This is a genomic window from Hymenobacter segetis, assembly GCF_054776495.1.
Map to the genome: position 1 here is coordinate 1 of NZ_BAAHBV010000004.1, position 12,443 is coordinate 12,443.

Annotated in this window: 14 protein-coding genes; 11 read left to right on the top strand and 3 right to left on the bottom strand. The window is 60.3% G+C overall.

Going from position 1 to position 12,443, the window contains the following annotated elements:
* Positions 1-182 precede the first annotated feature (182 nt).
* Positions 183-935, bottom strand: coding sequence for a DUF6794 domain-containing protein (locus tag ACYU70_RS20815; RefSeq protein ID WP_342300163.1), 753 nt, complete (start codon positions 933-935; stop codon positions 183-185).
* A gap of 128 nt (positions 936-1,063) precedes the next feature.
* Here ACYU70_RS20815 and ACYU70_RS20820 point away from each other — a divergent pair, with 128 nt between their 5' ends.
* Positions 1,064-1,624: a hypothetical protein gene (locus ACYU70_RS20820; RefSeq protein ID WP_342300161.1), complete on the top strand. Its 561-nt coding sequence runs from the start codon at positions 1,064-1,066 to the stop codon at positions 1,622-1,624.
* Between the two features lie 144 nt (positions 1,625-1,768).
* Here ACYU70_RS20820 and ACYU70_RS20825 read toward each other — a convergent pair whose 3' ends face one another.
* Positions 1,769-2,116 (bottom strand): hypothetical protein, encoded by a 348-nt coding sequence (locus ACYU70_RS20825; RefSeq protein WP_342300158.1) that lies wholly within the window; start codon positions 2,114-2,116, stop codon positions 1,769-1,771.
* Between the two features lie 557 nt (positions 2,117-2,673).
* Here ACYU70_RS20825 and ACYU70_RS20830 point away from each other — a divergent pair.
* From ACYU70_RS20830 to ACYU70_RS20870, 9 genes are all read left to right on the top strand, one after another.
* The gene (locus tag ACYU70_RS20830) at positions 2,674-2,952 is read left to right on the top strand and encodes a hypothetical protein (RefSeq protein WP_342300156.1); all 279 of its coding nucleotides are present in this window, start codon (positions 2,674-2,676) and stop codon (positions 2,950-2,952) included.
* 156 nt (positions 2,953-3,108) lie between these two features.
* The gene (locus tag ACYU70_RS20835) at positions 3,109-3,717 is read left to right on the top strand and encodes a TetR/AcrR family transcriptional regulator (RefSeq protein ID WP_342300154.1); all 609 of its coding nucleotides are present in this window, start codon (positions 3,109-3,111) and stop codon (positions 3,715-3,717) included.
* A gap of 77 nt (positions 3,718-3,794) precedes the next feature.
* Positions 3,795-5,060 (top strand): TolC family protein, encoded by a 1,266-nt coding sequence (locus ACYU70_RS20840; RefSeq protein ID WP_342300152.1) that lies wholly within the window; start codon positions 3,795-3,797, stop codon positions 5,058-5,060.
* A gap of 13 nt (positions 5,061-5,073) precedes the next feature.
* On the top strand, positions 5,074-5,982 hold the full coding sequence (locus ACYU70_RS20845; protein ID WP_342300150.1) for an HlyD family secretion protein: 909 nt from the start codon (positions 5,074-5,076) through the stop codon (positions 5,980-5,982).
* Between the two features lie 67 nt (positions 5,983-6,049).
* Complete coding sequence (locus ACYU70_RS20850) at positions 6,050-7,003, top strand: ABC transporter ATP-binding protein (protein ID WP_342300148.1); 954 nt, start codon at positions 6,050-6,052, stop codon at positions 7,001-7,003.
* Positions 6,984-7,772 carry an ABC transporter ATP-binding protein gene (locus ACYU70_RS20855; protein ID WP_342300147.1) on the top strand — a complete coding sequence of 263 codons (789 nt, stop codon included), beginning with the start codon at positions 6,984-6,986 and terminating at the stop codon, positions 7,770-7,772. Before ACYU70_RS20850 ends, ACYU70_RS20855 begins: the two co-directional genes overlap by 20 nt.
* A 72-nt stretch (positions 7,773-7,844) precedes the next feature.
* Positions 7,845-8,957: an ABC transporter permease gene (locus tag ACYU70_RS20860; protein WP_342300146.1), complete on the top strand. Its 1,113-nt coding sequence runs from the start codon at positions 7,845-7,847 to the stop codon at positions 8,955-8,957.
* Between the two features lie 141 nt (positions 8,958-9,098).
* Entirely contained in the window at positions 9,099-10,217 is a 1,119-nt protein-coding gene (locus ACYU70_RS20865; protein ID WP_342300144.1) for an ABC transporter permease, read from the top strand.
* A 517-nt stretch (positions 10,218-10,734) separates the two neighbouring features.
* Positions 10,735-11,301, top strand: a complete 567-nt coding sequence (locus ACYU70_RS20870; RefSeq protein WP_342300142.1) for a hypothetical protein — start codon at positions 10,735-10,737, stop codon at positions 11,299-11,301.
* 124 nt (positions 11,302-11,425) lie between these two features.
* Here the strand turns inward: ACYU70_RS20870 and ACYU70_RS20875 are convergent, their stop codons facing one another.
* On the bottom strand, positions 11,426-11,713 hold the full coding sequence (locus ACYU70_RS20875) for a DUF7710 domain-containing protein (RefSeq protein WP_342300141.1): 288 nt from the start codon (positions 11,711-11,713) through the stop codon (positions 11,426-11,428).
* Positions 11,714-11,819: 106 nt separating this feature from the next.
* Here ACYU70_RS20875 and ACYU70_RS20880 point away from each other — a divergent pair, with 106 nt between their 5' ends.
* Positions 11,820-12,326 carry a hypothetical protein gene (locus tag ACYU70_RS20880; RefSeq protein WP_342300140.1) on the top strand — a complete coding sequence of 169 codons (507 nt, stop codon included), beginning with the start codon at positions 11,820-11,822 and terminating at the stop codon, positions 12,324-12,326.
* Positions 12,327-12,443: the final 117 nt, after the last annotated feature.

The window sequence follows — 12,443 nt, forward strand, 5'->3', positions numbered from 1 at the left end:
GAAACTAGCTAGATGCGCGCTGATGCGCGCATAAAAAGCCCATTTAAGCGCCTTTTTAGCTTAAGTCGGCTCGTCGACCACTCCTTTAGCGGCTTCACTAAGAGTTCTGCAACAGCCACGACCCTTTAAGTGAACTTCTTCAATCGGCTTGCGCAAGGATGGAGCGTAGCCGCCTCCATTGATTACGTCTGCGCCCGGACGTAATTCTGGTGCCACCGCAGCCGTACGGTGTCGTTTGTTACGGCGTTGCACTTGATGACCCGACGTTTTCTACGGGCGTCGACGTAACGCGTGATTTTCATGTCCAGGTCGTTCCCCACCCACTGCACCACCGTTCCCTCGAGAAGCGTGCGTTCGCCCATGGGCAGCAGGCCGCACTGGTAGTCGATGTAGACCCGCAAGTGAGCGCCCGGATGCAACGTGGCTTTCTCCGTTTCGAGTTGCTTATTCTCGTGCGCCCTCCGGGCGGAATCCTGTTGCGCCTGCACCGTGGCCCGGTACGCCGGGTCGGTTTTCCAACGTTGTTCGTGCACCGCGGCCGCTTGCCAGTAGTCGCGGTAAAACTGGACCTGTTGGTCCAGTTGCCAGTCCTGCCCGCGCAAGGTCCGATAATAGCAGGTGAGGATAACGCCCGACATGTCGTCCGGGTGGTAAATGCCCAGGGTGTGAAAGTGCTGGGCCAGCGGCCCGCCCCGCCACAGGCCCCAATTATTGCGCATCCACATCCCCACCCCGAAGTGGGCGCGGGCAATGAATTCGGCTTCCGTTTGAGCGATAATGCGCTGCTTGAGCGAATCGCTGTGGATTTTCTGCAGTTGCCCAACGGCCGCCTCCAAGGTCCGAGGCTGGTACTTCTGGTCCGCTTTGGAGAGCGGCTGGCCCAGCGCCGTCGCGGCGAGGAAGCAGGCGAGCAAGAGTAGGGCTAAGCGTTTCATGGCAAAAAGTCCAAAATACTTTAGCGCAACATAACCCTCCTTCAACTGAAATTGCCGCGTTTACCTTCGGACCCTTTTCTTAAACGCGAAACAGGCCTTATCTACCTTTAGGTGTTCCCCCTGCCCTCATGTATCGATTGCTCTGGCTTTTCATGTTCTTTCCATGGCCGTCCAGGGGGCAGATGGCTCCCGTGACTCGGCAGGACAACCAAGTCCACTTCCAAGCACCCGTGGAAGTTTACTTCCGATTGAACTCCCCCGTTGCGGAAGCCGAATACGTGTTGGTGATGGAAGCGGCCTTGGTGCCGGTGCTGGATACCCTCTCGTTTCAGGGGTTGCTGCGCCACCCAGGCATCTACTTTTCGACCCTGTACAGCAGCACCGCTCCGGTAAAACCGACAGGAAAATACCGCCGGGCCCGGCCGGTAGCGCAAGGCACAGGCGAGTACCCCTTCAACAACCAAAAAGTAAACGTGGCGCCCTTGGAACGCCCGATGCAGGGCCGGTTCTACACCCGAAAAGAAGCCGCCGCCAATTACGCACGGCATTTTCGGCGAAAAGCCCCGTCCGACTTTGGGCCGGCTATTACACCCGATACATTGCCCGGGGTGGATTCCGTCCGCGTGGTTTACGTGCTGGAGAAGCTCCCGCTCACGAAACGAGGGCCGGGCAAAATGGCAAGGAAATAATGCGCGCGTTTACCTTCGGACCGTTTTCGCGGATTGGCCACCAGTCGAGGCATTCTGCCACTTCCTATCGACCAGCATCAGGGCCACAGCTAACTCAACCCGCATGGGCTTACCCACGAGGCTGCGTAAGCCGCTCGTTTCCCTCTACAAAGCCGTGTAGGTGGTCGTGCGAACGAACTGGGTGCCACTTACGGAAACACTGGTTTCCACGTAGGATAACGTCGTGGCCGTGAGCTCCTGTATCCGGTAATGAATATCGGGGGGAGTGCCCGGGTCGAAAAGCATTTCCGTTTCATTCGAGGCGAATTCCCACTTTCCGCTAGAGGTCTGCGCGCCCGAAGGCGAGCATTTAACGGGTCCCTGGTTCACGACCACCGTCCTATCCGTATTAAAATGGGTATAGTCGTCCTGCGCGCACGGCAGTGTGGCGTTGTAAGGCCGCACGTCGTTGGTAACGGTGGTGCCCGAGGGGGCTGTTTGGACTTCTATCATGCTCGACAACTTCCAATTAGGCGTCGTCAGCAGCACTTCCCGCGCTGAGGGCTGTTTGGGAACGGGTTCGCTGGACTTGCCGCATCCAGCGAAGGCGAGGGTAGCAAGCGCGAGCAGGTAGCAGTGTAAAGAAGTGGCCATCGTCGAAAGGAAGAGGGATAAGTCGTTGTCAAAAGTACAGGCCAACTGCCTTCTTTTGACTAGTATCAAGGTGCTTGGCCGGACTTAAATCATAAAGAACTGCCCTGTAGCGAGCGGCACCGGCCAGAACATGTAAAACAAAATGGCTCCTTCAACTGAATTGCTGCGTTTACCTTGCTACCGTTAAAGTGAACAAACTAGTTTTTATGCGAGCAGCCCTTCATGCGTTGCATATATTCGCCGCTATGCTCTTACTGAGCAACTTGGCCTGCACGCCCCAAGACGACCTAGTTTCAACGGTTAGCGCGGAATCCTCCGGTTACAAACTCGCTGGCCAACGGGTAGAGTGCCAAGCAGCCGTTACGACCAGCGGCATGGAGACGGGGGGCGAGCGGTTTGATTTGGTTTCCGTTTCCTTGACTAGCCTCTCGCAGCCAGAACCTGACGCCCCCAGCCTTATCGTAGACTTTGAGAGGCCAGCGGGACAGCCAACGGGCCCCTACCAACTCAAATATATCCTCTACCTCAAAGGCGATAACGACCCGCCCGTTTTTTACGAAAACGCCCACGCAACCCTCACCGAAACGGGTCGCGGCTTGTTTTCCGGCACCTTCTCCGCGACCAGTCCAACGGAAGGTGCTATCACGGAAGGCAGCTTCGCCAATACGCGCGTCATCAAGGACTACCCTTGGTAGCGAACCCCCTCACGTTAAACAACGCGTTTAGGCTACCACCGTTTAGGTAGACACCAGTACATAAAGCAACTGCATATCCAAGCATTGGATTTTTGGATATGCTGAATACCACGCATATTTGCCGTATCTTAACCAAATAGTTAAACCACCTGCTCAATGGATACACAGAAGCTTTCCACCGAAGAACTGATTCTAGAAGCTGCCCAAGCAGTGTTTCTGGAAAAGGGCTTGGCGGGCGCGCGCATGCAGGAAATTGCCGACCGGGCCGGCATTAATAAAGCGCTGCTGCACTACTACTTCCGCAGCAAGGAAAAGCTGTCGGCGTTGATTATCGACCGGGCCATTGGCGTGATTTTGCCGCGGGTAATGGCCATTCTGGAAACGGACCAGGACCTTTTCGACAAAATCCGGCAGGCCGTGGACCAGTACCTCACTTTCGTGAGCCGCAACAGCTTCCTGCCTTTGTTCATTGTGAACGAGGTAAACCGCAACCCGCAGTTTTTCTTCCGCAACGTGGTGGCGCACGAGAAGCCTCACCTCGACAAGTTCCGCCGGCAGGTAGACGAAGCCGTAGCACAGGGCCGAATTCGCCCGGTAAGCTCTGCGCAGCTATTGATGAACATGATGTCGATGCTCATCTTCCCCTTCCTCGGCAAGCCCGTTTTTCAGGTCGCGCTTGGCTTGTCCGACGCTGATTTTGAACGCGAAATGGAAAGCCGCCGCATCGAGGTGGCGGAATTTATCATCCGAGCCATTCAGGTTTAATATTTTTTGCCCACTCGTTAACCAATTAGTTAAAGTGCATGGATAAGAAACAAATTGTAACATTCGTCCTCTGCCTAATGACCCGCGCGGTCCTCGGGCAGCCAGTGGCGCCTGCCGCCACTGGTCCTGTGCTGACGCTGGCGCAGTGCTACGAGTTGGCAACGGTACAGGCTCCCCTACGACGGCAACAGGCCTTGAATGACACTCAAGCTGCCAACAATACTGCCCGGCTGGCCACCCAGTTGCGCCTGCCCCAGCTAGCCATCAACGGCCAGGCGAGCTACCAGAGCGAGGTAACCAAAATCCCGCTGGAAGCGCCCGGCATCAACATCCCAACGCTTTCCAAAGACCAGTACCGGCTGACCCTCGACGCCAGCCAGACGCTGTTCGATGGGGGCGCCACCCGCCGCCAGCAGGAACTGGAAACCCTGAGCAGCCAGGTGAGCAACCAGCAGGTAGAAGTGAGCCTGCATCGGCTGCGCGAGCAGGTGAACGGCCTGTACTTCGGTGCCTTGCTTAGTGAGGAAACCACTCGCCTGCGTCAGGGCCTGCGTGCCGACTTGCAGCAGCGCCGCAAGGCCCTGCTGGCCCGTCGCGCCAACGGCGTGGCCACCGGCCAGGACGTGGCCCGCCTCGATGCCGAAGTGCTGAACCTCAACCAACAGTTGCGCGAGTTGGCCACCACCCGCGCCGGCCTGCTGCGCCAGCTGGGCGAGCTGCTGGGCCAGCCCCTGCCGTCCGACACCCGCCTGACCACTCCTGCCGAGCTGCCCCCGGCCGCGCCCCGGCCCGAATTGGCCTTGTACACGCAGCAAAAAGCGCTGTTGGCCGGGCAGCAAAAGCTCAGCGATGCCCGCCTGGCGCCCCGCTTGAGTGCGTTTGGGCAGGTGGGCTACGGCCGGCCCACGCTCGATTTCCTGCGCAACGACTTTCATGGCTACGGCCTGGCCGGCCTGCGCCTCAACTGGAACCTGAGCAACTACTATACGCGCCGCCAGGACCGCGAAACCATTCGCCTGGGGCAGGAGGCTGTGGCCGTGCAGCAGGCAGTGTTCGAGCAAAACCAGCGCGTGGCCCTCGCCGGCCAGCAAACAGCCGTGGAACGCTACCAGACCCTGCTCGGGACCGACGCCGCGCTGATTGCCCTGCGCGAGAAAATCCAGGCCACGGCCGCCGTGCAGCTCGACAACGGCATCATCGGCTTCAGCGACTATTTCACCGAGGCCAACAACCTGAGCCTGGCTCGCCTCAACGAGCAGTTGCACCGCCTGCAGCTGCTGCAAGCCCAGGCCGACGAGCAAACTACCCGCGGCACCATGCCGTCCGCTTCTCCCACGCGCTAATCACCTCGCTTTCATGAAAATTTCCCTGCTTTCTCTCCCGACGGCGCTGAGCGCGGCGGCCGGCTTCCTACTCATCGGCTGCCAATCCGAAGAACCCCGCTTCGATGCTTCCGGCAATTTTGAAACCACCGAATACGTGGTGGCCGCCAAGGCCCAGGGCCAGCTCTTGCGCTTGGCCGTGGCCGAAGGCGACGAGTTGCCCGCCGGCCGCGAAGTTGGCGTCATCGACACCACGCAGCTTTATCTGCGCAAGCGCCAGCTGCAGGCCAGCACCCGCGCCGTGCGCCAGCAAACGCCCAACGTATCGGCCCAGCTCGGTGCCCTGGCCCAGCAGCTGGCCAACCTGCAGCGCGAGCGCCGGCGCGTGGTGAATTTGGTGAAAGCCGATGCCGTGCCCAGCAAGCAGCTCGATGATATTGACTACCAGATTGCCACTGCCCGCCAGCAGTTGGCCGCGCAGCGCTCGGCCCTGAGCACGCAGGCCAGTGGCACCGCGGCGCAATCGGCCCCGCTGCAGGAGCAGGTGCGCCAGGTAAACGACCAGCTGCGCCAAAGCCGGGTGCTGAACCCGGTGGCGGGCACCGTGCTCACGGTGTATGTGGAACCCAGCGAGGTGGTGAGCTACGGCCAGCCGCTCTACAAAATCGGCGACACGAAAACGCTGCTGCTGCGGGCCTACGTGGCCGGCGACCAACTCACGCGCGTGAAGCTGCGCCAAGCCGTGAAGGTGTTGGTGGACGCGCCCGGCGGTAAGCGCCGCGAGTACCCCGGCCGCGTGCAGTGGATTTCGAGCAAGTCGGAGTTCACGCCCAAAGTCATCCAAACCAAAGAAGACCGGGTGAACCTGGTGTACGCTATGAAAATAGCCGTGCCGAATGATGGCAGCTTGAAAATTGGCATGCCGGCGGACGTGCTGTTTTAAAAACCAGGGAATAAAAGTAGGACGTTCTAACGCACTGCCCGCCACCTCAGCATTTTACCACTCCGCCATGCCCGCCGTCGAATTAACCAATATCAGCAAAGCCTACGGCACCACTGCGGCCGTGCGCGACGTGAGCCTGACCGTGGAGCCGGGCGAACTGTTCGGCCTTATCGGGCCCGACGGAGCCGGCAAAACCACCTTGTTCCGCATCCTGGCCACGCTGCTGCTGGCCGATGCGGGCACCGCCACCGTGGCCGGGCACGATGTGGTGCGCGACTTCCGTGCCATTCGCAACGTGGTGGGCTACATGCCGGGCCGCTTCTCGCTCTATCAGGACCTGACGGTGCAGGAAAACCTGGCGTTTTTTGCGGCCGTGTTTCGCACCACGGTGCAAGAAAACTACGAGCTGGTGCGCGATATCTACGAGCAGCTGGCGCCCTTCAAAGACCGGCGGGCGGGGGCCTTGTCGGGGGGCATGAAGCAGAAGCTGGCCTTGTGCTGCGCCCTTATCCACAAGCCCGAAGTGCTGCTGCTCGACGAGCCTACGACGGGCGTCGATGCTGTGTCGCGGCAGGAGTTCTGGCACATGCTGGGCACGCTCAAGGCCAAGGGCATCACCATTGTCGTGTCCACGCCTTACATGGACGAGGCCGCGCGCTGCGAGCGGGTGGCGCTGCTGCAAACCGGCCAGGTGCTGCGCGTCGATACGCCCGCTGCCCTGCGCGCGGCCTATCCCTGGCCGCTGTATGCGGTGCGGGCCGCCCGCATGCACCCGCTGCTGCAAGACCTGCGCGCCTATCCGGGCACGCACAGCTGCTACGCCTTTGGCGAAACCGCCCACCTGAGCCTGGCCCGGCCCGATGCGGAAGCCACAGCACACCTCACAGCCTACCTCACCGGCAAGGGCCACCGCGACGTGGCCGTGACGCCGGTGCCGGCCACCATCGAAGACACCTTTATGGAGTTGCTCACGCAACAGCAACCCGCTAACCCTGAGCCTCATGAACCAGCAGCCCAGTAACGTAGTCGCCGGTGCCGGCCGCACCGCAGCGGCCGGCCCGGTCATCACCTGCGCGAAGCTTACGAAGCGTTTCGGCGACTTCGTGGCCGTGAATGCCATCAGCTTCGAGGTGGCGGCGGGGGAAATTTTCGGTTTCCTAGGTGCCAACGGCGCGGGCAAAACCACGGCCATGCGCATGCTCTGCGGCCTGTTGGGGCCCACCGAAGGCGCTGCTGCGGTGGCGGGCTTCGACGTCTTCACCCAGGCCGAGCTTATCAAGCAGCACATCGGCTACATGAGCCAGAAATTCTCGCTCTACGAAGACCTGACCGTGCGTGAAAACATCCGCTTCTACGGCGGCGTGTACGGCCAGACCACGGCCGCCATCCGCCCAAAAACCGACGCCCTGCTCCAGCGCCTGGGCCTAGAAGCCGAGCGCAACACGCTGGTAGGCAGCCTGCCGCTGGGCTGGAAGCAGAAGCTGGCTTTCTCGGTAGCCTTGCTGCACGACCCGGCCGTGGTGTTCCTCGACGAGCCCACCGGCGGCGTCGACCCCATCACCCGCCGCCAGTTCTGGGACCTGATTTACGAAGCCGCCGCCCGCGGCGTCACCGTCTTCATCACCACCCACTACATGGACGAGGCCGAGTACTGCGACCGGGTCAGCATCATGGTCGATGGCAAAATCGAAGCCCTCGACACGCCCGCCGGCCTCAAGCAGCAGTTCGCCGTGGGCACCATGGACGAGGTGTTTCTGCACCTGGCGCGAGGGGCGAAAAATGTGGAGTAATAGAGATGCTTCGACAAGCTCAGCATGACGACCAGGAATAATTCATCACAGCACTTCAGCTAATCAGCCCCCATGAAAGCCTTCCTGATGTTCGTGCGGAAAGAGTTTTACCACATTTTCCGCGACCCGCGCACGCTGCTTATTCTCTTTGGGATGCCGGTGGCACTGGTCACGCTGTTCGGCTTCGCGCTTACCAACGAAATCAAAAACGCCGACGTGGCCGTGCTCGACTTCGACCACGGGGTGCACGCCCGGCAGGTGCAAAACCGGCTGTTTTCGTCGGGCTATTTCGGGCTGCGCGACTACGCCCGCAGCTACCCTGACGTGGCCGCTGCTTTTCGCCAGGGTCACGTGAAGCTGGCCATAGTATTCCCCGCGGGATTTTCCCAGGACCTCGACCACCTGGGCCACGCGCAGGTGCAGCTCGTGGCCGACGCCTCAGACCAGAACACGGCCATCAGCCTGGTAAACTACGCCACGGCCATCATCCGCAGCTATGAGCAGGAGGTTGCGCCGCGCCGGGCGGGCAGCCCCGGCCCGCGGGTAGAGGCCGTGGCCCGCCTGTATTTCAACCCCGGCTTAAAGGCGGCCTATACTTTCGTGCCCGGCACCATGGCCCTGATTCTGCTGCTGGTGTCGGCCATGCTCACCAGCATCACCATTGCCCGCGAGAAAGAAACCGGCACCATGGAAGTGCTGCTGGTGTCGCCGATGCGGCAGCTGCCCATCATCATTGGGAAGATTCTGCCTTACTTCCTGTTGTCCTTCGTCAACGGCCTCATCATCTTAGCGTTGGGCGTGTGGGTGTTGCACATCCCGGAGCGCGGCAGCCTGGCCTTGCTCATCGGCGAAACGCTGCTCTACATCTTGGTGGCCCTCACGTTGGGCGTGCTGATTTCGACGCGGGCCGCCTCGCAGCAAACCGCCATGCTCACCTCCATGCTGGGTTTGCTGCTGCCCACGCTCATTCTCAGCGGCTTCCTGTTTCCGATTGAGAGCATGCCCCTGCCGCTGCAAACCATCTCACGCATCATTCCAGCCCGTTACTTCATCGTTATCCTGAAAGGCATCATGATAAAAGGCCTCGGCCTGCGCGAGCTCTGGCGCGAAACGGCGGTGCTCATCGGCATGGCCGGCGGCCTGCTGCTGCTAGCGCTGGGCTCGTTGAAAAACCGCTTGGCGTGAATTCTGACCCGCACCTGCCAGCACGTCATGCCGAGCGCAGTGAAGCATCTCGCGTGCTTCGTTGAACGATTCAATTACTACCACAAGCGAGATGCTTTGCTGCACTCGGCATGACGTTCTAAAATTATCAGCTCTCTCACTATGCGTACCGTCTGGTTTCTCATCGAAAAAGAAGTGCGGCAGCTGCGGCGCAACCGCACGCTGCTGGCCTTGCTGCTGGTGGCGCCCATCGTGCAGCTGGTGCTGTTGTCGTTCGCGGCCAACTACGAAATCAAGAACCTGAACCTAGCCGTGGTCGACCAGGACCACAGCCCCGCGGCCCGGCGCCTGCTCGACAAGTTTCAGTACACGCCCTATTTCCGGCTGGTGCAGGTACGCCCCAGCAGCGCGGCCGCCGACCAGGACCTGCTCAGTGGCCGTGCCGATTTAGTGCTCGTCATCCCGCCCCACTTCGAGCGCGACTTGGTGCGGGGCGGGCAGGCGCGGGTACAACTGCTTGTTAATGCCCTCGACAACGTAAAGGCAGGCCTGGCCAGCTCCTACGCGGCCGGCATTGTGCAGGCCTACCAGGGCGAGGTGCGGCCCGCCACGGTGGCGGCCGCGGTGGGTGAGGTGCGCGGCCTGGAAGTGGTGCCGGCCTATTGGTACAACCCGCTACTGAACTACAAAACCTTCATGGTGCCGGGCATCTTGGTCGAAATTATCAGCTTGATTGTGATGATGGTGACCACGCTCAATATCGTGCGCGAAAAGGAAATCGGCACCATCGAGCAGCTCAACGTGACGCCCATTCGCAAGTGGCAGTTTATTCTGGGCAAGCTGCTGCCGTTTTGGGCGGCCGGCCTGTACCAGTTCACCATTGGGCTGCTGCTGGCGCGCTTTCTGTTTCACGTGCCCATGGTGGGGAGCGTGCCGCTGCTTTATGGCATCATGGCCGTGTTTTTGGTGGTGCCGCTGGGGCTGGGGCTACTCATTTCTTCGGTAAGCGAAACGCAGCAGCAGGCGCTGTTCGTGGCCTTTTTCTTCCTGATAATCTTCATTCTGCTCTGCGGGCTGTTCACGCCCATCGAGTACATGCCGGCCTGGGCCCGCGCCTTCGACCGCCTCAACCCGCTGGCTTACATTATCGACATTGCCCGCCGCATTTTGCTCAAGGGCAGCACCCTGCGCGACGTCCTCCAGCCCGTGCTCACCCTGCTGGGCATGGCCGTACTGGTGAACACGCTGGCCGTTTGGCGCTACCGCAAAACGTCTGGCTGATGCTCCACGGATGGTAGCAAGGGGATTGTTGTTCGCCTTAACGCAAAATTCCCGCAGGGAAGGGGCGTAGTCTCTAGGCGAGGTCATGACTCGTGGACGCACCGCCAAGCGAGCGTCGGGTCGGGCAGGAACTGTTAGCGGCAGGTAATGTGCGCCCGGCCCAGGCGTTTGCTTTTGGCAAGAGCGCGCCTCATGGCCCAGCGGGCCCGGTCCTGACAAGGAATGCTTTTTAATGCCCCAGTCAGTGGCCTGCATCCGCTGGGAGTTGTTCTATCCTGCTGCCGCTTGCAGCACCGGTTTCGCCTGCTTGAGGGGCATCATTGCTGGACGGCGCTGGCAGCCGACGAGCAGTCACAAGGCAAGCGGCAAAACAGAACGGAACGCACGAGTAGATATGTCATCGCAAGTGAAGTGGGAAAACGGACAAGTTAGACGGGACTTTTTATGGAACCGCTCCTTTGAATGAATGGAGTAGTTTAGTGCACCACCCTTTTCCTGAACTACGCACATGTTTGCTATGCGCTCAGCTTATGCCTTGTGGGGCGCACTTGGCCTTTTCTGCTTTACGGCCTGCGTCCGCTTGCCGGGCCATGTCCTGCTTCCTTCCCTGCCACCCGCCGTCACGCTCGGCGTGTTGCCCGGGACTTCGCGCACGGAGGAAATGGTGTTGTATTATCCTTTTCCGAGGCGGGTCTGGCAAGCGGGGCCATTGCTGGGGATCAGGACCGCAGGCGGGCAAGTAGAATACCGCCGGACGGGGGTATGGCGCACGTTCTACCGCAGCGGCAGGCTCATGAGCCTGCACGACTACGGCACCTTGCGGACCACTTACTTCCAGCCGGATGGTCGCCTGGTCAGCGACACGTACAATGACAAAGAAGAGGCGTACCCAGGGGATTCGCTGCAGCGAGCATCGGAAGTGCTCTTTGCTCACGGCAGCCGGACCGATACGCTGGTGGTGAAGCATACCGAGTACCGAAATAATCGGTTTTTGCGCCGCTTCTATTCGAAGGATTTTGCCGGTAACCAGCGTGTTGCTTTTCCGGAAACACCTGATAAACCGCGTTCGAAACAGAGAAACTAAGCATGTTTGATAATATGCTCGGAAGGTAAATGAAGTGAGCCTCGTTCACTGCTCCTGAAACCCTCCTTTCACCAAACAATGCGCGTTTACGGCACGACCGTTTTGGCGAACGGCTGCGTGTTATTCATCCGATGTCGTTTGGGTCGTAGTGGTAGTGCTCTTGGCTGCCCGAGGTAAACCGTTGAATAAAGGCGGCTTCGGTGTGTTCCGGCTTGGTGGGCTGGAACAACTGCTTTTCTTGAGCCCAATCATATACGCCTTGGTCCATGGGGTAGCGCGTTAACACCCCGGTTAGGTCGTGCTGGTGAATCCACGCCTCGGCCTTGTCACGCGTGGTGAACACCCCGCTGGCAAACCGGCCGCCCGCGCCGTGAAAGACCCAAACGCCGGAATCGACATCCTCTTGCTCCATTGTTTATTTTCAGCTGAGTGAGAAGGCGCAAACCTACGGCAGTTACACAATGACGCGTTTATCTTCGGACCGTTTCGCTGAACCAGAAAGCCGAGTACCTTCGGCCATGACCTGGCGCCTGCTCCTGCTTGCCCTGCTGCTGTTGCACGGCTTTCTGGCCGCGGCCCAGCCCACGCACTACGAATGGCCCCGCGCGGCGGGCACCGACTCCATCGCCTTCGAGGGCGTGCTGCCCTGGCCGGCGGAAGCCGGCACCGAGGCGGAACGAGCAGCCCTGGTCCGGCGCTGGTACCACACCCGGCTCAACGAAACCCAAGACCACGGGCTGATGGAATGGCGGGCTCCCGAAGCGCGCACCTACGCGGGCCTGCCGACGGGGGCGCACCAGGAGTTACCGTTAACCGAAGAGGTCTGCCGCCTCACCTTCCGGCTGGCCTTGCGCCCCACCCCGGCCGGGCTCGCGTACCGCCTCTGGGCGTTTACCATCGGCCGTGCGGGGTTCGACAACGCGACCGTTTCCGACCTGGAGCAGGTGCTGCGCGAAGTACCCGGGCCGCACCCCGAACTGGACCGGATGCAGCACCGCCTGCGCGTGGCCTTAGCACATTGGTAGCCGTGCTGCGCTGATTAATTCACCATTTTAGTGAACACATCATTCGTTCGATAGCGTTTTGGCTTATGAGTAGCATGTTACTTCTGAAATACTTATTTCCGGATGAGCCACCGGCCT